The organism is Gluconobacter thailandicus F149-1 = NBRC 100600, from assembly GCF_000964465.1.
GTDB classification, from domain to species: domain Bacteria; phylum Pseudomonadota; class Alphaproteobacteria; order Acetobacterales; family Acetobacteraceae; genus Gluconobacter; species Gluconobacter thailandicus.
Genome location: NZ_BANH01000014.1, coordinates 1 through 22,715, shown reverse-complemented (window position 1 = coordinate 22,715; position 22,715 = coordinate 1). Strand labels below are relative to the sequence as shown.

Annotated in this window: 17 protein-coding genes and 2 pseudogenes; 5 read left to right on the top strand and 14 right to left on the bottom strand. The window is 52.0% G+C overall.

The genetic code is table 11. The features are described from left to right. Positions 1-39: 39 nt before the first annotated feature. The 13 genes and pseudogenes from B7444_RS17430 to B7444_RS04420 all read right to left on the bottom strand — a co-directional run bounded on the left by B7444_RS17430 (position 40) and on the right by B7444_RS04420 (position 14,660). Positions 40-315: a transposase gene (locus tag B7444_RS17430; protein ID WP_197026273.1), complete on the bottom strand. Its 276-nt coding sequence runs from the start codon at positions 313-315 to the stop codon at positions 40-42. Between the two features lie 222 nt (positions 316-537). Beyond that, entirely contained in the window at positions 538-984 is a 447-nt protein-coding gene (locus tag B7444_RS16325) for a hypothetical protein (RefSeq protein ID WP_146911402.1), read from the bottom strand. Positions 985-1,269: 285 nt separating this feature from the next. Further along, entirely contained in the window at positions 1,270-1,572 is a 303-nt protein-coding gene (locus B7444_RS16320; RefSeq protein ID WP_146911401.1) for a hypothetical protein, read from the bottom strand. A 219-nt stretch (positions 1,573-1,791) separates the two neighbouring features. Beyond that, entirely contained in the window at positions 1,792-2,049 is a 258-nt protein-coding gene (locus tag B7444_RS04470) for a hypothetical protein (RefSeq protein ID WP_007284425.1), read from the bottom strand. Between the two features lie 667 nt (positions 2,050-2,716). Beyond that, positions 2,717-2,909, bottom strand: a pseudogene (locus tag B7444_RS17100) (IS481 family transposase); the annotation flags it as partial. Between the two features lie 121 nt (positions 2,910-3,030). Then, on the bottom strand, positions 3,031-5,208 hold the full coding sequence (locus B7444_RS04455) for a TonB-dependent receptor family protein (protein ID WP_371859463.1): 2,178 nt from the start codon (positions 5,206-5,208) through the stop codon (positions 3,031-3,033). Positions 5,209-5,805: 597 nt separating this feature from the next. Further along, a complete protein-coding gene (locus B7444_RS04450) occupies positions 5,806-6,747 on the bottom strand; it encodes an aliphatic sulfonate ABC transporter substrate-binding protein (protein WP_007284420.1) in 942 nt (313 codons plus the stop codon). Next, the gene (locus B7444_RS04445) at positions 6,744-8,057 is read right to left on the bottom strand and encodes an LLM class flavin-dependent oxidoreductase (protein ID WP_007284419.1); all 1,314 of its coding nucleotides are present in this window, start codon (positions 8,055-8,057) and stop codon (positions 6,744-6,746) included. Before B7444_RS04445 ends, B7444_RS04450 begins: the two co-directional genes overlap by 4 nt. 85 nt (positions 8,058-8,142) lie before the next feature. Further along, the gene (locus tag B7444_RS04440) at positions 8,143-9,636 is read right to left on the bottom strand and encodes an MFS transporter (RefSeq protein WP_007284418.1); all 1,494 of its coding nucleotides are present in this window, start codon (positions 9,634-9,636) and stop codon (positions 8,143-8,145) included. Then, a complete protein-coding gene (locus B7444_RS04435) occupies positions 9,633-11,066 on the bottom strand; it encodes an FAD/NAD(P)-binding protein (protein ID WP_007284417.1) in 1,434 nt (477 codons plus the stop codon). The genes B7444_RS04440 and B7444_RS04435 overlap by 4 nt, the downstream gene beginning before the upstream one ends. Then, a complete protein-coding gene (ssuD, locus tag B7444_RS04430; protein ID WP_007284416.1) occupies positions 11,063-12,244 on the bottom strand; it encodes an FMNH2-dependent alkanesulfonate monooxygenase in 1,182 nt (393 codons plus the stop codon). Before ssuD ends, B7444_RS04435 begins: the two co-directional genes overlap by 4 nt. Beyond that, the gene (locus tag B7444_RS04425; protein ID WP_231502991.1) at positions 12,241-13,635 is read right to left on the bottom strand and encodes an NtaA/DmoA family FMN-dependent monooxygenase; all 1,395 of its coding nucleotides are present in this window, start codon (positions 13,633-13,635) and stop codon (positions 12,241-12,243) included. The genes ssuD and B7444_RS04425 overlap by 4 nt, the downstream gene beginning before the upstream one ends. Then, the gene (locus B7444_RS04420; RefSeq protein WP_231502993.1) at positions 13,632-14,660 is read right to left on the bottom strand and encodes an acyl-CoA dehydrogenase family protein; all 1,029 of its coding nucleotides are present in this window, start codon (positions 14,658-14,660) and stop codon (positions 13,632-13,634) included. Before B7444_RS04420 ends, B7444_RS04425 begins: the two co-directional genes overlap by 4 nt. A gap of 496 nt (positions 14,661-15,156) precedes the next feature. Between B7444_RS04420 and B7444_RS04415 the strand changes: the two genes are divergently transcribed. The 5 genes from B7444_RS04415 (at position 15,157) to B7444_RS04395 (ending at position 22,569) form a co-directional block, all read left to right on the top strand. Beyond that, a complete protein-coding gene (locus tag B7444_RS04415; protein WP_007284413.1) occupies positions 15,157-17,418 on the top strand; it encodes a TonB-dependent receptor family protein in 2,262 nt (753 codons plus the stop codon). Between the two features lie 70 nt (positions 17,419-17,488). Further along, complete coding sequence (locus B7444_RS04410) at positions 17,489-19,153, top strand: ABC transporter substrate-binding protein (protein ID WP_231502994.1); 1,665 nt, start codon at positions 17,489-17,491, stop codon at positions 19,151-19,153. Continuing rightward, entirely contained in the window at positions 19,150-20,118 is a 969-nt protein-coding gene (locus B7444_RS04405; protein WP_007284411.1) for an ABC transporter permease, read from the top strand. The genes B7444_RS04410 and B7444_RS04405 overlap by 4 nt, the downstream gene beginning before the upstream one ends. Continuing rightward, positions 20,109-20,948: an ABC transporter permease gene (locus B7444_RS04400; RefSeq protein ID WP_007284410.1), complete on the top strand. Its 840-nt coding sequence runs from the start codon at positions 20,109-20,111 to the stop codon at positions 20,946-20,948. Before B7444_RS04405 ends, B7444_RS04400 begins: the two co-directional genes overlap by 10 nt. Before the next feature lie 10 nt (positions 20,949-20,958). Continuing rightward, complete coding sequence (locus tag B7444_RS04395; RefSeq protein ID WP_007284409.1) at positions 20,959-22,569, top strand: ATP-binding cassette domain-containing protein; 1,611 nt, start codon at positions 20,959-20,961, stop codon at positions 22,567-22,569. On the opposite strand, the pseudogene B7444_RS17095 reads toward B7444_RS04395, so the two are convergent. Next, positions 22,566-22,715, bottom strand: a pseudogene (locus B7444_RS17095) (IS481 family transposase); the annotation flags it as partial. The gene B7444_RS04395 and the pseudogene B7444_RS17095 sit on opposite strands and share 4 nt — an antisense overlap.

Genomic DNA, 22,715 nt, shown 5'->3' with positions numbered 1-22,715 from the left:
CTCGCCGCAACCGTCATCTTCTGGCTATGAGTCCTGAGCCTAGCGCCGCCAGTCTGTTTTCTGTGGAGCGCGGGGGCCTTTGCGTGATGGAGTGACCGGCAGCAGGCCATAACGGCGAAACCTAACATATATGGAGTTTCCCTTGCCGTAGCGCTCATGCATGTCCCGCCACGGACAACCGACGCGTAAGACATCCAGCATACCATTGAGAGAACGGCGGTTATCTTCGTACGGACGTACCCAACGTCCAGGCTCAGAAGGCAAAAGTGAGCCAATTATCGCCCATTCCTGGTCCGTCAGATCGCCTCGGGCCATGTCTGGTCTCTCTATTCGTTATCCCGCAGGCAGGACGTGAATCAGATCTCAGGCAGCTCGTATAGATCCTTTGTCAGCGTGGCTTAGCGTCCCGGTATCTGTCCTGACGATATCATAAAGCGCTCAATATCAGTCCAGGTTGGCAAAATATGTTCGTTGCTACCAAAGCCATTATAAATATCGAGATTGCCTGCATAAGAATTGGCGGTTGCCGTGCGCCACTTATGAAGTGCGGTCCAGCAAGCTTGATGCCCGCTTTTCTGGCCGCGCGAGAATTGCATAAGCGAGGCCACCGATCGCACCTGTGAGGAAAAACAGCAGTTCGCTGCTCTGGAACGCCTCAACATAGCTGGACCAAAAAGCGACTGCCGGTATGCCTGTTGTAGCAAGATCAGGCATCATCGGCCCAAGTAGTGATCCTACTGCCAAACCCGTCATCGCCCCACCTCCTGTATAGAAGAGAAGGGTATGGCGCGTCACTTTTGCAGTGCACCAGCGGATTACAGTGAGCGGCAAAATAGCACCTACGGCGAACAGTAATGTGCACAAGACCGTTAGACCGAGCCACATCACCATATGATCAGCATGAAACCGATGGCTATCAACAATCAGTCCTCGGAATACTATGAAGAAAATCGCGGAGCAGAAGACACTCCCCCAATAAGCCATTGCCTGGTCCTTACGTCACGACATCTGCCACCTCAGAACATAATGAAAATCGGGTCAAACGCTTTCTATTTTGATCGCGTCAAAACCCTACTTGGTTGCTACTGCTCTCGCCTACAACTCGGACGTCCATCACCATTTCATTCTTTGAGATAATGGACATTACACAATGCTATTCGGGCTTATAAATCTACATTCTGTGTTGTCTTGTTTAAATTTTAAGCTTCTATTATCTCACAGAAATAGATATCGTATATCTATAATAAACAAATTTCAACAAGCAAAATATCAAACAATAAGAGTATATAATTCAGATTGAATGTCGATATTTTCTCCTCTTTCCTTAATATAAGCTCTTATGGCAGACATAATACCAGGTATCGTATCCTTGAGTAACACGGGACGTTTGGGAGAAGGTCCTGTTGATCCGCCGTGACGGCAATAAGGACCAAGAAAAACCGGATTATTAGCTGTGTTTGTGAAATCGTTTAATTGAGAAGCGCTCCAATTTTCTTCTTTACAAATGCGGGTATTGTCCCACTTTCCTTTTTTCATCCAATCATATAACGCATAAAGCGTAATGTACGACATTCCTTGATATGAAACATACCTAAGTATATCTGGAACTTCTTTATCAAAGCGAGCTAAAAATATAGCCTGAGAGACATTTGTCTTCGGAGAAAAATCTTCTGTAAATTTTTTTTGTATTATTGTTTTTGAGAATGGTTCAGCCGTAATATCAACGTCGCTTGGCAGAACACCTAAATCAATACCATCTTTTAACAGTAGTCGCGGGAATGGAAGTCCATACTATTCGGGGTCTTCATAAATACGCATTGCTCCATCAAAAAGTGCCTTCAGAGATGCGATTCTATCATACAAATCGCTCTTTTGGAGATTGATATCGAGATGCGGGGAAGCCCACCCGAACGCAGACGGATAATCATCACGGATTTCGGGCCACAGGTAGATATCCGGGCTTCGATATTCTTCAACAAAGCCCTCAAAATAATTTACTACAGGATTTAATTCGCAGTAAATATCCATATCGAAAGCATTCAACAGCATGCGGCACTACCTTTGTAGGATTTCTCGAGAAGACAATACTCAGTTGCAGCTATTTTTAAGAGTTCTTGCCTATCTTTCAAGTTCAAAACTGAAGGTTCCATGACCAGACTGTCCGCTTCTCCCCCAAGTCAGTCGCAACCCAGAGAAATGACTCCAAGCCTGCGTGAGTTGAAATGTCTCTCGCAAAAAGGGCCTGAGACGATCAGACTGTCTTTCCGGGAGCAGACTTTGCCCTTGCATGAGCGTCCGTGGAACACGCCTCTCAAAGACCTTTGCGGGTCTTTTTTGTGCCCCGTACCCTATGTCCGATAATAAGAATTAACGGACATAGGGGGTGAAAAAGGGGTGTTTTTCAGAAAAAGGCGGAGAATTACCTTTTGCGAGCATTAGGGTGTCTTAGTGCCAAGATCGTAAGGTTTTTTGGGCGAGCGGCACATTGAGGTTTAGGCGTGCTGATTGATGGCTACTGTGATGGCATTCGCTCTGCGTTTGTCGCAGATCTGGAGTTCTCATCCGCAAGATTGCTACGAGCTGGAGGGTTCGAAAAACCCTCTGATTTTGGGCCTTTCTGTATGATTTCATGCCTCCTGTGGTGATTGGGGGAGGGGGATGGAAGATGAAGCAACTGAGTCTCCTTGATGGTGAAGAGCGGCTTGCTCGACCAAGGGCAGTCATCCCGCGGTAGTAGAGTATGCCGGCGAAAAGCGACTGCTATGGCTCCTTCGATTTCTGTCAGGCTCGTTAGGGCCAGTTTTCTGATCCTCAACCGTCTGATGCTTCCGCCGCTTCGCCACTGTTTTCGGGTTGATGATCCCGAACCCCTTACTCAACGCCGCGAGTGAAGCCTGCGATCGCTGTATTGCTGCTCACACGGAGTGCGTGGTCGTGGCGCTGCCATGACGTATCTGTCCCATAATGCCTCCTTCCACTCATACGAAAATATCACACCATCAAATCCCGGGACCAAACACCTAATAGTCCCTAATCGTTAAGGCCTACCGAAATTCCGGCAAATACACCAAATCCATCACCTGGTTGCATTACTGAGAGTTGTTTGCCGCCAGCAATGTACCCAGGCACCACAATCGATGCATAATGTTTATTGGCCAGATTATTGAAAGACAGGAATACCTGACGGTGTTTCCCGGGCCATTCATAGCCAATATTGGCATTGTAAATATGATAGGATGGGGCGAAGTAGGTATCGTCATAAGACCCGGAAACCTTTGACGAAACCTGCGCATTAAACCCAGCATAAAAGCCATTCTTAAGATCGAGACGAACTTCTCCCTGATAGAAATGAGCCGGAATTCCTGGGAGCTTATTATGCCCGAAAACGGCATCATTTTTGAAGTGAAAATCCTGGTAGGTATAGGATTGACGTAAGCCCAGAGTTCCGCCGGACCATTTATATAGATCCGTTTCTAGGGATGCTTCTACACCCTGATGCACGGTTGGGGACGCGTTAGAATAGGTCGCGTTCCCGTAAAGTTGTGACAATGGGGTCATGACAGACAGAAGTTCATTCCTCACAGAGGAATAGTAGTATGTCAGGCTCCATTTATTGCGCAGCCAGTTACCCGTCGTACCAATTTCATACGTTGTTGCCGTCTGGTTTTCGAGGCTGGCTCCTGTGGCTGTCAAGCCTGCAGCAGGCCCACTTGTATAATTTGCCCCGGAAAGCAGTTGCCAGTCGTTTGGTGGCTGAAAACTACGGCTAACGTTTCCATAGACAGAAACATGCGGATTGATAACATATCGAAATCCCCCACGCGGAGTAAAGCCGACGGCCGACGTTTTGAGAGAGTTCTGCGTCGGATATGTCACTGCAGTAGAGCGTTGAACAAAGTCCAGTGCCCCGGCAGCTGTCAACCAGAAATTATGGAAGAGTTCGAAATTATCCCTGATATGGAAATAATTATCCGTCCCGCCATAGGTGGCGTGCCGGAGAGACGTGCCAAAAGGAACACTTGCGTAAGTGCCAGTACTTGTCCGGGTGCGTGTTGTTTGCCAAGCATCTAGATCGCTATAGGTGTCAATCCCGAACAGTATATCATTGCTGCGGCCCCACAGCTTATCTTTCCGGCTGTATCGGATCACGCCCGCAATCGTCTTGTATCCCCAGATGCCCGCAGTTGTACCATTCTCAATATCAATCGGAGCATCCTGATAATCAATTCCCAACTCCAGTTTGGAATGATCATCAATCCGGATCGTCGTCATATTGCCATACCATTTCGAACCCGGCTGAATGCGTTTGGAATGAAGCGCAACGTAAGTCGATTGTGCCTGTTTCGGATTATCAATGATCTGATCTCGCGTCAGAAACCCTGGATATCCGTTTTGCGTCTGTCGATACCGGAAGAAGAACCGCGTGGAGACTTTGTCATTGAAGCGGTATCCATAGTTTGCGTTAACACCAAAACTGCTTGCTGCCGTTTGCTGCTGGTATCCGCCTCGATAGGATTTGGTGATACTGACATAGTAATCAGACTTCCCAATGACTTTTCCGGAACTGATCTGCTGCTTGTTATAGTTGAAGCTGCCTGCTTCTGCCCGAACCTGGAATAAGTCCGCATCATAACCCGTCGGTGTGACGTAGTTGATAGCGCCACCAAGTTGTAAGCCGCCATAGTCAAACGCATTGGCGCCACGAAGTACTTCTGTATAACGCACGCCGAGTGTTTCAAATAATTCGTAAGGCGTGCCAGCCGGCGTCGTTACGGGTAGGCCGTCAAACATCATCAGAATGCCTGAACGAAAATAGTTTGTACCTGTTTGAATCCCGGAACCACGGATAGACAGGCGCAAGCCATCACCTCCACCCGAACTCTGGGCAAAAACACCTGGCTGGAACGCAAGAACATCAGCGTTAGTGAAGTTTCGGCCTTTCAGAACCTCATGTGCGTCAATCACACTGACGCCACCGGGAATAGTGCTTAATGCTGCCTTCGATTGATCGACCACAGAGCGTCGACGGGTGGAAACCTTGATTGTTTCACTTGTCGGGGCGACGAAGGGTTTGGGCGCAGCAGAGCGATGAACCACCTCAGAGGGCTGTGTCCTACTCACGGCAGAGGGTGTTGTTGCGAGTTTTTTACTCGAAGTGCCTGTACGGTGATGAGTTGGATGAGTTTTGTACTCTGCCGCTTCGCTCATGAGTGGCGTCATTGCGATCGCGCTTAACAAGAGGGAAGACAGGTGGCCATGGGGTACACCAAGACGAAAACCTGTATGGGAATGCACCTGATTTTTCTTACTCTTCATTTTCAAGCTCATTCTGAGGCGCAATTTTGCCCCATGTTTATTGATGCTCTGGCTCACATTCGGAGCTCTGAATTTCTAGGTGTGAATTCTGTGGCCGCATCTGCAACGGAGGGTAATGCGGTATCTCTGGTCTCTTTCGATTAATCGAAAGATAGAGAACACAGCATTGTTGCTTCGGGTGGATGGGACGCAACTTCACAACAAGGCTTATTGCCTCTCAGTCATCACCGCGCTTACATCGCATCCAAGTATTCCTTACCTAAAGACATGTCACCAAACACGATGGTTAAAAATTTATATTACTTTTTTAATTAGATTTATACAGGCGCATATATGATTATTAATCAGGTCTTATATGAAAATCTCTGAGTGATAAGGGCGGTGAGGGAATTCCATCTTAAAAAGTGAAACGGCTAACGCAGCCGGAATCGTTCCTTTCAACGGCTCTTTTGGCACGATCGTTAGTGAAATTTTTTACGCTTCTGATGATCACTTCCAGACTGCTGAAGCGATATCGATGCGTGAAGGTAAAAGTCCTTCTTTTAAAAATCCGTCAGCAACCTGTTGCTGTTCCCGAATAATATCCGCGCTCATAGGCGCATAACCAAAATCACGTGTCTTGATTGCAGAATACACTGTATCGTACGGCAGTCCTGTTTGCGTCGCGAGAAGACGGGAGACTTCGGGCTTATGGATTTGTGCCCAAACATCCGTTTGAGCGACCTGGTGAAGTGCTTCCCGAAGAAGGTCAGGCTGACGTTCTGCAAACGCACGGCGAGCCAGAAAAAACTCTCGATTGGCGACAATATCCTGTGCGGTTGTCAGAATGCGTGGACCACTGGAGAGTGCCCCGGACAGATAGGGGTCCCATATTGCCCATGCATCGATCTGGCCGCTTTCAAAGGCTGAGCGAGCAGAGGGAGGCGTGAGATAGGCGGGTTTGATATCATGAAAAGATAGCCCGGCTTTATGCAGGGCCTGAAGAAGAAACCAATGGACGTTGGACGCGCGATTGAGAGCGATCCGCTTGCCCTTTAGATCCGCGACGGTGCGGATCGAACTCTCTTTGGGGACAAGAATGGCTTCGGCTAGTGGGGCAGGAGGCTCATGTCCGACATAGACAAGTGCACCGGGGCTTGCGGCGGCTGCAAACACTGGCGGAGCATCGCCGGTCTGTCCCAAATCAAGTGCTCCCGCAACAAGGGCCTGCAGGAGCTGTGGGCCAGCCACGAATTCGGACCACACGACATTCGCGCGGCCAGCCAATGCTTTTTCCAAGGCGCCAGATGCTTTGAGAATAACCAGGGTGCTGTAGCGCTGATAGCCGATGCGGATAACCGGTGTTGCTGCGCGAGCTGGCGAGGCAAGGGTAAGTGCAAGAGTGCCAAAAAGTAGGCTGCGACGCTTGATAGTGGCGCGTGTATCAGTCATGGAGCCGCCGTGTTGTATTGTGGTTCAGATGTTCCGAAGAGCTTTTCCCGTAGAGTTCCGGGTTGATATTCTGTCTTGTAACGGCCACGCTTTTGAAGTTCTGGCACGATATAAGTCACGAAGTCCTCGAAGCTTCCTGGGGTGATGGCGTAAGCGAGATTGAGACCGTCAATACCTGTGTCTTCAATCCATTTTTCAATCTGATCTGCGACTTTCTGAGGGCCCCCAACGAACGTTACGCCCATGCCCCCGATTGCCGCATGTTCTGCGAGTTCCCTTACGGTCCACACCCGTTTGGGGTCTACAACGGTTAAAGCATCAATTGCGGAGTGAATGGCGTCATTACGAATATGACGGACAGGATCATCGAGATCGAAGGTCGAAAAATCGATCCCGGTCCATCCTGACATGAGCGTCAGAGCACCTTCGTGACTGACATATTTTCTGTATTCCGCCCATTTTTCGAAAGCAGCCTCATCGTTTTCGGCTGTTACGATGGTTACGAGAGAGAAAATCTTGAGTGATTTCCGTGACCGTCCTGTGCGCTGGAGTTCTGCTTCCAGCCCTGAAACGGCATGTTTCGCCACTTCTTTGGATGGGCCAGCAATAAAGACGCATTCAGCGTAATTCCCGGCAAAAGCCCGCCCTTTACTGGAAGTTCCGGCTTGATAGAGGACGGGTGTTCGCTGAGGTGAGGGTTCACAGAGATGAATTGCATCTACCTCGAAGTATTTTCCTTTGTGCTGAAGGCGATGAACCTTTACGGGATCCGTAAAGATCCCACTTTCTCTGTCCCGACGGACGGCGCCGTCCTGCCAGCTTTTTTCCCACAGACCTCGAAGAACCTGCATATAATCACGCGCGACATCGTAACGCTCATCATGGGATGTCTGCTGTTGCTGACCAACGCCTTTTGCGGCGCTGTTCAGATAACCCGTTACGATGTTCCACCCCATCCGCCCGTTGGTAAGGTGATCCAGGGTGCTGATGCGGCGAGCAAAGGGGTAGGGATGTTCGAAAGAGAGGGTTGCCGTCAGCCCGAAGCCCAGATTTTCAGTGACCGCGGCCATGGCGGAAATCAGCATGGCCGGATCATTGACGGGAACCTGAGACGCATTGCGTAATGCCGCTTCCGGGCCGCCTCCATACACATCGTAGATGCCAAGAACATCTGCGATGAAAAGGCCGTCGAATAGTCCACGTTCAAGCGTTTTCGCCAGGTTCGTCCAGTATCCGATGGTATTGTAATGCCATGACTGATCGTTCGGATGCCGCCATAGGCCGCTTGCCTGATGGGAGACGCAATTCATATCAAATGCGTTTACGGGGATAAGAGACACATGCGCTCCTTGAAAACGATCAGGATGAAACGGCGAGGGATGGGCTCGGCTGCACTCAGCCCTGATTGAAGAGGGCTGAGTGCTGAAGAGAGGTGTCTTGTCGGGTGACTGGCCTCAGGACGCCCTTCAACGTGTCGTCGCCATCCGGGTCATAATTGAAGACATCCCAACGGATCACCTGATGCAATGTCAGACCGATCAGAGGGGCGCTCAAAATGAGCCAAAAGAGGTTCGTTCCGAAATTTGCATAGAGGCTGGGTAGAGCCCACATGGCCATCGTAGCGCCCAGGCCAGAAATCAGCCTGTTCATGCCAATGCCCACGCCCCGGATTTCGGTCGGGTAGGTGAGAGTGGCATAGATCATCTGTTGGCAGCCGGGTCCGAAGCCTTGACCGAAGAGATACCCAGCGAACCCACCGAGAACCGCTATGACACCTGTCGTGGAGTGTGGGGTACCGACAATCGCCAGCGTTCCTATGGAAACAGCCTGAAGAATATATCCGACGATATTGACCTTGCGCGACGACACGTACCGCGCCAGACGAACGCCGATCAAACCGCCCGTAAATGCAAAGACAAGGTTCAGGACAATTGATGTAATCAGAACCTGCTTACGGTCGAGGTGCAGCATTCCTGCGAGCAAACTCGGCGCCCCAAACGCGATTGCGGCGTAGGAGTAGGCACTGACGATGGAAATGGTATTTACAAGAATTCCACGTTTGAGCAGAGGCTGACGGAAGAGCGGGGCAATCCCATGAGGTTGTGGCCGGATAGGCGGAGCTTCAATCTGAAGAACGGGATCAATGCCATGAGACGCCCTTAAAATCTCCGCGGCTTTCTCCAGATCGCCGTTCCGGGCGATCCAGATAGGGGATTCACTCATGTATCGATTACGGACGAGGATGATCAGAAGCGCAGGAAGCGCCCCGAAGGCCAGTGAAGCGCGCCATAGCCAATCCGGATGGGCGGCGGGAACGACCGCATCTAGGGCAAAAACGAGGAAAAAGCACAGTGAAGAGGCGGCATACCACGTTGGGCACCATGCTGCGGCGCGGCTTGCTTTGCTTCCTTTTCCGTTGAGCTTTGAAAACTCCGACAGGAACGCCATGGCGACAGGCAGGTCCATTCCGACGCCAAAACCCATCGCGAAACGGGCAAGGATCAGGATGGTGGCAGTGGGGGCCATGCCTGCCACGAGGGCGGCGATGACAAAGCAGATCATATCCGCCATGAAAACGGCGTATCGACCAATCCGGTCAGTCAGCCATCCGCCTGCAATGCTCCCGACAATCGTCCCGGCACTCATCGCTGCTGCGACCATGCCTGTGGCAGATGTCGTGAGACCAAAGTGCTTTTGTACGTCACCAATGCCATAGGACAGCGTCGTCAGATCATAGGCGTCAAGAAAGACGCCGCCGAGAGCAAGGGCAACGATGATGTTTGCGTGACCGCCGCCCTGAGGTCCTGCGTTGACGATGGCAGAAACATCATCAGCATGACGGATTATAGGGCGAGGCGTGCCGGATGTGGCATTTTGAGCAGACGTCATGAATGCACCTGTTCAGAGTATGTCGAGATCTGAAGAATATCGGCCAGCCTGGAGGCTACAGACTGGGAGTTGGCCGTTACCTCCGGAAAGCCCATCAGCTCACCGAAAGTCCCGCGGGAAAGCGGGCCAGCGACAAGGAGGCCCGACACTGGCAGGCCGTCGACAAGTGCGGAGTGATCTTTGTCGGTCCAGAGCCCGAGACCAACAGGATCTCTCTGCGCAAAGCCATCATGGGCCAGACGGGAAAGAAAACCAGGCTTGGTTAGAATGCCTGCATGGTCAGGGCCTGTGGTATTGATCAGAATGTCTGCATGGACCGTGCGGCTTCGTCCCCCACGCTCCCGAAGGTACAGAGTAAGGCCATCAGGGGCGGCTTCTGCGCTCTCAACCCGAGCAGCAAGCACTGTGAGTAACCCTGTTTCTGATCTCAGGTTTAAAGCGCGTTCGACCTGTGGTGCGATCCGAAAACGATGGACATCCCAGAATGGTCGAAGGTGGCGGACAAGACGACGCTGTTCAGCGACCGGCAGAGCCGTCCAGATAGTCTTCCCTTGGCGACGTATAGCATCAAGCGTGTCTTGCCATGGCCTTTCAGAGGCAGAAGCAAGGGTCTTGCGAATACGTCTGAGCAAGCCCAGCGCCGTCTGTTCGGGGTTGGTGGAAAAATCCCCAAATAGATTGGCAGGCCCATGTGAATGCCCTCGGGAGCGCAGACCGCGACGAGAGACCGCAGTGATAGGGCCAAGGTGCCCCTGTGCTGCGAGAGTTGCCACAACATCTGCCATCGTAAGCCCGGTACCTATGATGGCAATCCGTGCCCGAGGGTCTATGGTCTTGAAGACATCTTTTGCCCATGGATCAGAGATCACTCGCGGATCGTGCGCGATCCCTTTGAGCGGGCCTGGTAGGGCTGGGACGGGATGCGAGGTCGCGATGACAACATAGGCAGCAGTATAAATCGCGCCGTGGCCGGTCTGGATCTGCCAGTGCTCGCCGGTATGCTGTACAGACACCACAGTGTCCTGAATATGCTGAAGTGTCTCATTGACGAGAAATGGCGTTATTCTCTCAAAAAGGTAACGACCAAATTCTGCACGCGTCGGATAGATGTCTCCAGAGGGCAAGAATGCTTCCGGATCACAGGTTTTATGACTGTGCCATTTGAACCAGTCCGCAAAGTCTTCAGGTCTCTCTGTATCGATGCTCATCCGCGAAGCGGGCACATTGATCCGATGCTGCGGGTCCTCGCTGCCATAAGCGACGCCTGCGCCCAACCGAGGGCGAGGCTCGAAGATCACAACGCTCTTGGAACCCAGATCCGGGCGTTTGCGAAGAAGATGGTACGCAATCATCGTTCCTGTCGCTCCACCACCGATAATTGCTACAGTGGCAAAAACGGGCTGACGGCTGATCTGGACTTCCGCGTTCATGAAGAGGCTTGGGCCGGGCGATAGGAGTTGGCAATCGTCTCGCCAAATGGCCCCATATTGTTCTGACCGCCGGTTGCCCGTGTCGGATGGGCAGTCGGAAGTAGGGGAAGGACAAGTTCGCCAAAGCTGTAAGCTTCTTCCAGATGAGGGTATCCAGAGAGAATGAAGCTGTCGCAACCAGCGCGCCTGTATTCATCAATGCGTTCAGCAATGGTGGCCGGATCACCCACCAGAGCCGTGCCAGCTCCGCCTCTGACCAGCCCGACGCCAGCCCAGAGGTTAGGACTGACTTCCAGCCTGTCCCGCCGTCCGCCATGCAGGGCGCTCATGCGGGACTGCCCCACTGAATCCAGCCTTGAGAACACAGACTGGGCCTGAGCAATGGTTGCGTCATCAAGGCGGGAGATCAGACGGTTCGCCGCAGCCCAGGCTTCCTCGGTCGTCTCACGTGCGATGACATGAAACCTGATTCCGAAACTGACTTCGCGTCCTTCACGCGCAGCGGCCTCGCGAACACGGGAAATTTTCTCCTTAACAAGTTCCGGTGGCTCTCCCCAGGTCAGATACTTGTCGATCCGCTTGGCCGCGACCTGAATTCCTGCCTCAGAAGATCCGCCGAAATACAGAGGCGGCCCCCCAGCCTGATGAGGAGGATAAAGGATCTGACCGTCCGCAATATGAAAGTGCTTGCCCTCGTGATTGACGGTGTCACCCTTCAGAAGACGAGAGTAGATCGACAGGAATTCGTCAGTAATTTCGTAGCGGGTAGCATGATCGAAAAAGAGACCGTCCCCCTCGTTCTCTTTCGGATCTCCGCCAGTCACAACGTTGATTAGCAAGCGCCCTCCGGATAACCGATCAAGGGTTGCCGTCATACGTGCTGCGACGGTTGGAGATTGCAACCCAGGTCGCACGGCCACCAGAAATTTCAGCCGTTCAGTGGACGTAATAAGGGAAGACGCAACGATCCAGGAGTCTTCGCAACTCCGACCTGTGGGGAGGAGGACGCCGTAATATCCCAAACTGTCCGCAGCCCGTGCGACCTGTTGGAGGTATGGCAGATCAACGCTGCGGCCACCTTCCTGTGTCCCCAGATATCGGCTGTCTCCATGAGTTGGAAGGAACCAAAGAACGTTGATTTTCTCGGGGATGTCCCCGATGACGGCATTTGTGCTCATGAGAAACTCGCTGTCTGGGCGTGAACGGGCAGGGGGAGCTGATGGGCCGGATGGCTTGTCGGAAGGCGATCAAAACCGAACAGGCGATGACGCAGCGTCTCCGGAGGGCTGTTGCGCTCTGGCAAGCGACCACGCTTGCGGAGTTCCGGAGCAATCAGCTCTCCAAAATCCCTGGCCGTCTCGAACGTGTGGTATTGGCGGAGATTAATCCCGTCGATCCCATCTTCATCGAGCCAGTCTTCGACGGCATCCGCGATCTGTGACGGCGTGCCGGCGACGAAAAAACGGCCCTGTTCGAAGCTGGCAATCTGGTCCAGTGCGCTGCCAACTGTTTGATCGGGGCCAAATCGACGCCCCATGTTTCCAAATGGACGCCCCGATTGCTCAAGCGCCTCGCCAATGGTTAAGGAGCGGTCAAAATTCCGCAAATCAATCTCGGCCTGCGCGTGGACATGAGCAGCCTCAACGCTATAGCGCTCACGGTAGCGATTCAGCTTCTCCTGAGCCTCGACTTCTGTATTCCCAGCGATGAGCCCGGCCATGACGTAGAATTTCAGGTCGTTGGGGTCTCGACCGTTTAGAGCTGCCTGTTCGCGTGTCTGGGCGATGTTATGGCGAATTTCCTCGCGTGTACGTCCACCAATGAAAACGGCCTCCGCATGGCGGGCTGCAAATTCCAGGCCACGCTTGGACCCGGTCGCCTGAAATAAAACGGGCGTGCGCTGGCGTGTGGGCTGCACAAGATGTGGCCCCTCAACCTGATGATGCCGACCCTTGTGGTTGATGTAATGAACACGATCAGGGTGTGTGAAAACGTCCTTCTCACGATCAATGACCAGAGCGTCTTCGTCCCAGCTCTGCTCCCAGAGCTTGTAGAGAACCTCAAGATATTCCTCAGCCCGCTCGTAGCGCTCGTCGTGCTCGATTTCGTCTGCAAGGCCGAAGTTTCTGGCGGCATTTGGCAGGTAAGAGGTCACGATGTTCCAGCCAACGCGCCCTTCTGTCAGAAGATCGAGTGTGCTCATGCGTCGGGCAAATGCAAACGGTGGCTCATAAGTCGTGGAGAATGTCGCGGCAAACCCCAGGCGCGTTGTCACAGCCGCCATAGCCGGAATCAGCGAAAGTGGATCAAGGTTTGGAATTTGCACGCCGAGCCGAAGGGCAGGGTCAAGCCCGTTGAAACGGTCATAGACTCCGATGACATCGGCAAGAAAAATTGCATCGAAGCCTGCATCTTCCGCTAGGCGGGCCTGTTCCAGCCAGAATGCCATTTCTCCAAAACGGTGGCGATTGTTGTCAGGCGCCGTCCACATTCCATGGACGATGTGACTCACGCAAGCCATCTCAAACAGATTGACTTTTAACCGTTTAGGGGCCGATGCCTTACTCATGCTGGCTCCTTGGAGAGATTTTTCTTCAGACCTTCACGGTACGGCGTCCAGAGAGGGGTGTCATTCAAGGCCAGATCCCCGAGTTCCCGGCGGCGTTGCGCGGCAGGGTTATGCGAGGACAGAACGCGAGCATTGCGCCAATGGCGATCCAGATTTCTGGTCTGACTGGTGGCCGATGCGCCGCCAACTTCAAAAAGTAGATTTGCGGCTTCAAGCGTTTGATCAATAACGATTTGCTGCGCTTTAAAGGCGGCTTCTTCTGCTTCGCTAAACGTCACGCTCTCGGTATCGCCTCTTAGCCACGCGGGCTCAGCCTCCGTCAAAGCGTCCGAAACGCGATCGACCAGAGCAGAAGTTGAGAAGGCAAGAGCAGACAGCCGCCCAACAACGCCCTGCACAACAGAATCTTCTCGTTGGATAACTTTGCCGGGAACGCCGAAGGTTCGCGTTCGGGGCCTTACAAAGTCAATCGCATCGCGAAGTACGGCGGCTGAAATTCCTGCCAATGCTGCCAGATGGAACTGCTGATAGTAAGCGGCGAGATAAGAATGCGCAGGAATATTTCCGGGCTCGGAGCGATCCAGAATTTGTGTCGGAGCAATTAAAACGTTGTCAAAAACAGTTGTCCCACTGCCGGTCAGGCGCTGACCAAAACCGTCCCAGTCGTCAATTCGTGTGACACCTGAGGCCTCTGAAGGAACCAGAACATGCGCGCGCTGTTCTCCCTCTGCGGCCCAGACAATGATCCAGTCAGCATAGAGGGTGCCAGTCGAATAGTATTTTGTACCATTCAGGCGATACTCCTGTCCGTCGGAACTCAGTTGCGTCGACACACCCGTTTCGTCTGAGCGTTCCGCCATCGCCGCGCCAAAAAGAGCGCCATCACGGATGCGGTCAAACCATTCGGCAGATTTGTGTGAATGGCGGAGCCTGCCTTCAATAAAGGCAAAATGAGCACGGAAAATCTGTGGAAGGTTGGAATCTGCTGTCGCTAGCTCTTTCAGTAGGGTGAAGCTCTGTTTCAAGGAAGCTCCATACCCGCCCAATTTACTCGGAAGACGGACGCGTCCCAGTCCCGCAGTTTTCAAATCCTGCACAATGCTTCTCACAAGCGCGGGGTCGTGCTCGAACTCCCGTGATGCACGCGTTATTGTTTCTATGATCGGCTGAAAGCGTTCTCTGGCAGAGACGAAATCGGCGGAAGAGGACATACAACGACACCTAACGAATATAAGGCAGAATTAACTAGTTTTCGTAGTTCATGATGCGCACCATACCGGGATAAGCGTAATTTTTAATTCGTCATCTCTCCCATTAATTATTTCAATAGGAACTCTTAGAATGGCTCCTTCCCTAAGTTTTATGGGCGTCAATGACGTATTTTTATACAACATTAAAAATACGTTGTTATTAACGTTCATACATTCGGATATGTGAATAAAGGAATCGTCGGTAGGAAATGCGCCTCCTGACGGTCGATTTTATGTTCCGAGATATCACCTGAATGTTGAGAAACGAGTCATGAAAGCCTTCTGCGAACGGCACACACGCATTCTCCTCCTTGGCATGACCGTCCTTTCAACATGCACCATCATTCCCGCGGCTATCGCCCAGGATGCTGAAAGGAACAAACGCTCTGGTTCGCGAGGCCCTCATGTCGTCTCAGCGGTCAGCCGTCCCACCATTCCGGCTGCTCCGAAGCGCTTAAAAGGCGATGCAATTTCTCCTCATTCAAAGAGCGAGGATATCAGTGTCACTGGGTCGAATAGCGTTCGCACAGCCGAAAAGCGCATGAGAAAGGTGCCAGGAAATTTCACGATTATCAGCAACAAGGAAGTTGAGAAAGGGCGGTCAGCCACGCTTGAGGATACTTTGGCATTTCAGCCTGGTATTTTCGCGCAGGCAACCAGTGGAAGCACCGGAAACAAGATCTCCATAAGAGGATCGGGCGCCGGGGTGTTCTACGGAGGTTACAGCCTCGGAATGAAATACCTGATTGATGGATTGACTGTCAGCGGGGTGGGAGGGTTTCAGGAAGATCGACTCAACAATACTGGATATCAGCGCACAGAAGTCCTTTATGGTGCCAACGCATTTGACTATGCTGCGACCGCTCTTGGTGGCGGCATCAATTTCGTACCACATACCGGGGTCTCTGCGCCCGGGTTCATGGCCCGTTTCGAAGCCGGCAGCTATGGCACACTGAAAGAACAGGTCAGTCAGGGGGGAACGTTCAGTAACAGGAAAGGCGATTATTACGTCACTGTAGTGCGTACCAACCGCCAGGGCTTCCAGAGCTATACGGCGATGCATCGTACCGATGTTGTCGCAAATCTTGGCTATCGTTTCACCGACAAGCTGTCTGCACGACTTATTTTTAAATGGGATGAAGGGTTCGGCCATTATGGTGGCTTGCTGACACTCGCTCAACTTCGCAAAAGCCCCAGCATCAACCCAAACGACTGGGGAGGGCGCCCGACCAGAAGCACCATGCTGGGATTTAAAACCGATTACATTTTCGATGATGATTCCAAGCTGGAATACGGCATAACATGGAATGATTATCCTCTCTTTAACGGGACGAATACGCAGCAGTTCAACCTGTGGCGTTCCACGGACATTAACAATTCTGTCAAATATAACCGGAGTGATCGTCTTCTAGGGCGGAATATTGAAAGCAACTTTATTCTGAGTGACGTGCATATGGTGTCTGGAGACTCTCGATATTACACGTCTTCCGTCCCGTCCACGACTTATAATAGAGAAGACTGGACGCTGCACCAGCGTGTCAAATACGGCGGATCACATGACCTGGTTTTTGCGGCCGGGAATAATTTCAATATTTTCAACCGGCTTTGGCTGACTAGCGGTTTTTCAGTCATCTGGATTGACCGCAATATTCGCGTTGTTGACCGCTTGATACCGAACTCGTCTCTGCAAAGCCGTGAGCACTATAATAATGTCTTTATTACGCCGCGCGTCGGTTTGCGGTACGAAATCAATTCAGACATTGATGTCTTCGCCAACTTCAGTCGCTTGATCGACCCCCCGGTGACCTGGAATTACCATGATGTCAAAGGGGGCAGCCCCTATAATGACACAGGAACTGTAGGGCCATTGAAAGCCCAGCGGGCCAACTCGGCGGAAATTGGTATACGAGGTCATGTCGGTATATTCGACGGAAATCTAACCCTTTATCGGAGTTGGGTCAAAGACGAGTTGCTGTCCGTCGTCGTCACGCGCGCGACAAATACAACAGCTGAGATTACCAGAACGTCTAATGCAAGCCCGACAATTCATCAGGGCATAGAAGCCGGGCTCTCAACGAAACTCTTTAACCTGCGTCAATATGGCGCCTTGTCCTTCCGTCAGGCTCTCACGGTCAATGATTTTTATTACAGACATGATTCCCTTCTTGGGCAGAACAAGCTGCCGTCGATACCGACGTGGCAATATCAAGCCGAACTCCAGTATAATAACCCTCTGGGGTTCTATGCGAACTTCGATTTTAGATCGTCCTCAAGCTATTATGTCGATTACGCCAATACACTGAAGGCGCCCAGATATGGGATCTTCGGTCTGAAGCTTGGTTATGAGGCAAAAAGCAAAATCTGGAGCACTTTTCTTGATTTTCGTAATCTCGGAAACAAGCATTACGCCACGGCGGCTTATACTGCCTACAACCTAAACCATACTGATTCCGCAATGTTTTACCCGGGCGACGGGTTCAGTGTGTTTGGCGGCGTGACTGTACACCTCAGTGACTTGGGAAGGCACTTCTGATGAGGCATTGGTTCTTTCCCGGGATAGTTCATTGGTCAGATATTCGCTCGTACGTGTTGATTCTAAGAATATGACCAGATCTCATAACCCCAAGCCGGTTCTGATACTTATTCCGGTGGTAGCGTGCTTAGCTGTCCTGTTTTATCGATATGATACCGACAGTAAAACGCGGCATCCGAACACGCATCAGGGATCAGCACCCCACAAAGGCGGTACTCTCGTCTTTGCGACGGAGCGCGAGCCTCTGTGCCTGGATCCCCATGTGTATGGAGATATGCCGCAGGTCTATATCGCTGAGCAGTATCTGGACCGGCTCGTGTCCATGGACGAGCAGGGCACCATTCATCCTTGGCTTGCAACGTCATGGGAGATAGCGGATGGCGGACTAACGTATGTCTTTCACCTCCGGCATGACGTGACCTTCACCGATGGAACAAAGTTTGATGCAGCGGCTGTAAAACGCAATCTGGATCATATGGTAGATCCTGCCACGCAGTCGGGTACTGCGGGCGGTTATATCCGCCAATATACCCGGACCGACATTCTCGATCCTTACACGGCAATGGTTCACCTGTCTTCGCCGTATTCGGCTTTTTTGAATGTTCTGGCTCAAGGCTTTCTGGGTATTGAGTCGCCCGCAGCTTTAGCCCGCCCTCGCGACGTGAACTGTCAGAGCCCTGTAGGGTCTGGCCCGTTCATTATTGCCCACTGGGATCATCAGAGTGAGGTCATTCTCAGGAGAAACCCAGCTTATGCATGGGGGCCTTCCACAGCGCAGCACCAAGGTCCTGCGTGGCTTGACGGAATTGTCTGGCGCTTCATTGCTGAACCGTCAGTCCGTTTTGCCATGCTTCAGGCAGGCGAGGTGGGCGTCATTGATAGTGTGCCGCCTGAGGGCGAAACCCCGGCAAAGGCCAACCCGGACGTATCATTGCTGATGGCCGATCGACCGGGAAACCCTACGAACGGGACTCTGAATACGCTTCGGCCGCCATTTAATGACATCCGTGTCCGCGAAGCGTTCATTCGATCCGCAGATATTGATGGTGCGTTAGGAAGCATATTTTTCCACCATTATGCGCGCGCTGGAGGCCCTCTGAGCCTCTCCACACCGGATTACAGTCCGAATTTTGAGCATACCAAGGATTATGATCCGAAGCGTGCCAACGAGCTTTTGGAGAAAGCTGGCTGGAAAGACCGGGATTCTGAGGGATATCGCCTCCGTGACGGCAAAAGATTAACTGTGCACATCCCGATCTCCACGGTTCTGGCACCTGCCGATCGTACCCTTTGGGAGCAGGTACAAGCCACTGCGCGCCAAACCGGCTTTGATGTCCGGCTGGAGCCTTTAAGCGAAACTGCCAATATCGCGCGGAGTGATGCCTGGGATTACGATGTGCGGATTGGATATTGGAACACGAATACTCCAGATGTCCTTCGCATCGTGTTCGGATCTGCATTCACCAACCATTTTCAGCACGGTATTCACCAGAACGCTTCGGGCTATAGCAGTCCGATCTTCGACGGGGTGGTGGAACAGGCATTGGCCACGCAGGACCCGCAGCAGCGAAAGGCGCTCTACCAGCAAGCTCAAGAGATCATCGCTAAGGCACATCTTCAAATCACGACTTATTCGCAGACCACGCGCCTGGGAGTGTTCAGCAATGTTCATGGTGTACGCATTGAGCCCTCGTTACGTGTCATCAATTTTTATGATGCCTGGATGACACCATGACGAAACGCTTGGCTTCCCAGCGCCTGATCAGCCGGATTGGCTTGAGTCTCGGCATGCTCTTCGCATCTGCAACACTAACATTTCTTGCTGTGCGCATGATGCCCGGTGATCCGGCAACAATCATCCTCGGTGGGGCTATGGCTAACCCCACACCCGGTGCAGTCGCGGCGATTACCAAAGAGTACGGCCTCGATCGTCCTCTTATCGTGCAGTATGGTTTCTATATATGGCGGCTCCTGCATGGGGATTTAGGGATTTCCTTCAGTCAGCACCTGCATGTTGCGGAAGTTTTGCGCCAACAGATGCTGCCTACGCTGGCACTCGCATCTCTTTCGCTCTTCCTTGCATGGGCTCTCGCACTGGTTTCAGTATTCTGCACAGTGCGCCGCGGGAGAGTACTCTCGAGCCTTGGAGCCTCCCTCGATATCTCTGCTGCAGCGCTCCCGCCGTTCTGGCTTGGAATTGTGCTGCTCTGGATATTTGCGTTCAGATTGCACCTCCTGCCACCTGCGGGAAGTTCTTCGCTGGCCTCCCTCATTATGCCAGCACTTTCCCTTGCCATTCCCTTGGGAGGATTTCTGGCTCAGGTCACGCGTGAGTCTATGGAGATTGCCCTCGATCAGCCATTCATCCTGAGTGCGAGAATGCGAGGTCTAAGCATGGGGCAGGTCCTGCGGCGCCATGCCCTGCGTCACGCGCTTCTTCCCGGTATTGCGCTCTCAGCATGGGCTCTTGGCGCGCTTCTCGGTGAAACAGCAGTTATTGAAGCCATTTTTTCACGAAAAGGACTTGGACGCACGCTCGTTTATGCCGTTTCCGCACAGGACATGCCCCTAACAACCGGCATCGTTCTGTTCGTCACAGTTGCATACATACTTGCCAGTCTGGTTATCGAAATCATCCATGAACTGGTTGATCCGCGTCTTGCAACATCTCGTAGGCGGAGCGCATCTCTATGGTTATAACCCCGAAAAAACTTATTGCGTGGGAACAGCTTCCTATTGCGATCCTTTTCGCATCAGGCTTTCTTGTTTTCCTTCTGGTTGCCGCCATTATTCCAAACGCGATCAGCGCAACTGATCCCTATGCTATTGCTCCACGGCACGCTTTCTTATCCCCGGACTGGAACCACCCCTTCGGAACAGACCAGTCTGGTCGCGACATTCTGACACGCGTCATTCACGGCACACGGCAGTCCCTTCTGGTTGGGGCAGGGGCCGTCGCAATCAGTTTTTCTGGTGGGATCATCCTTGGACTGGCAGGCGGCCTGGGTCCTCATTGGGTTCAGAAAGGCATTGGCGCCGTTATAGATGTGCTGTTTTCGTTTCCGGCATTGATACTGGCACTTCTTTTTTCTGCCAGTCTTGGAACAGGAGCAGGACCGTTGGCCTTAGCTATTGGGATCGCTGCTGTTCCCGGCTATGGCAAGATGGTCTTCAGCCAGGTGTTGTCAGTCAGACACTCGGGGTACGTTGAGGCTGCAATGGCCCTGGGCCACACGCCTTTTGCAATTGTTCGTCAGCACGTTTTGCCCAATGCGCTGCGGCCACTGATTGTGACAGCCACAATGGGAGTGGGCCAGACTATTGTCTGGGCGGCGGGATTGTCCTTTCTCGGTCTTGGAGCACCGCCACCTACGCCGGAATGGGGAACCATGATGTCCATGGGGCGTGACTTTATTGCTGATGCCTGGTGGCTTACCCTCTTTCCAGGCCTTTTCATCGTGCTGACTGTACTGTCTACAACAATCTTAGGTCGCTTCCTACAACGTCGCCTCGAAGGCAGATCCTCGTGAGGTATTCACCATGACCGGACAGGAACTGACAGTTCAAAATCTTTCTATATCATTTGGCGGAAAGCAGGTCGTACACGACCTCTCTTTTCAGATAAGACCTGGTAAAATTCTGGCAATGGTTGGTGAGTCTGGGTCAGGTAAAAGTGTAACCGCACGCAGTCTGGTTGGGTTGGCTGGAGAAAGGGCACACATTACGGCGGAGAGTCTGAAGCTGGGCGACCGCGACCTCCTGAAACTGGATGAGAAGGGTTGGGGCACAATTAGAGGGCAGGAAATTGGCTTTGTGCTTCAGGATGCATTGACGTCTCTCGACCCTTTGAGAAGCATTGGTCAGGAAATAGAAGAGGCTCTAACGGCTCATGGTCAATTTCGAGGCTGGCGTAATCGCTTGGCGCGACGAAAGCGAATTCTGGAACTCCTGGAAAATAGCGCTGTGTCTGAACCTGAAACACGTTTGCAGCAACGTGCGGATGAACTGTCCGGAGGGTTGCGACAAAGGGCGCTTATTGCTTCTGCGATAGCGCGAAATCCCGGAATAGTGATTGCAGATGAGCCAACCACAGCTTTAGACGCCAGCGCAGTTTCGCGTGTTCTCAACTTGTTGCGTGATCTGCGAAATGCAGGCCATGGAATTCTGCTGATCAGCCATGACATTGAAGCAGTGTCTCAGGTTGCTGACACACTTATCGTGATTAAAGACGGCCGGATAATCGAGCAGGGAGACACAGTCCAGATTTTACAGGCACCCACTCAGGTTTATACGCGCGTGCTGCTGAACTCGATTCCAGGACAATGGCATAAGCCTCAGTGCTCCACGGTTCCGCAAACAAAAGATGTTCCTCCTCTGCTCGTCGTAAAAGATATCGTTAAGTTCTATCCCAATACAAAAGGCACTTCGCGACTTGCGGTAGATCACATCAGCTTTACCGTTCAGAGAGGGCGGACACTTGGTATTTTAGGTGAATCGGGATCTGGAAAGACGACAACTGCAAGGATCGTAACCGGGTTTTTGGAGCCTGATGAGGGGAGTGTGTGGTTTGACGGGAAAATATGGAGCGGTGTATGCGCGAATACCAACCGAAGCGTAGGTGAACGAGAGCGTCGGCCATATCGGCCAGAAATGGGGATCGTCTATCAGGATCCATTCAGTTCTTTCGATCCGCGCTGGACAGTTCAGCGTATTCTTGCCGATGCGCTTGAAGCCAGTGGTGTCCCACATAAAGAGCTTTCAGACCGAATTACGTCACTTTTGGAACTAGTGCGACTAACCCCAGATGTTTCTCGCCGTTTTCCTCTCCATCTCTCGGGCGGTCAACGTCAACGGATTGCCATTGCTCGTGCCATTGCGGGCAACCCCAAATTGATTGTCTGTGACGAACCTGTCTCAGCATTAGATGTTTCTGTGCAAGCACAGATATTGGAATTATTAAAAGAGCTCCAGGAGCGCCTGCAAGTATCCTATTTATTTATTTCCCATGATCTGGGAGTCATAAAAGAAATAAGTGATGATGTTGTTGTTATGTATGATAATAAAATAGTAGACTGCGGAAAAACAAATCACGTTTTTAAAAATCCCAGCCATGAATTCACCAAGGAGCTTTTTAGGGGGATAACTTACTAACTGTCTGGTTGTGAGACCTCATTGGCATAATGGAGGATTTCGTCGACTTTAGGCAGCAGCTCGTTGTTGTCAGCAGGTTTGTAGCGGGCGTTTGGCAAACACCCGTTGTGTTCAAGCCTCTGGCGGACAGTATCGACAGGTGACAG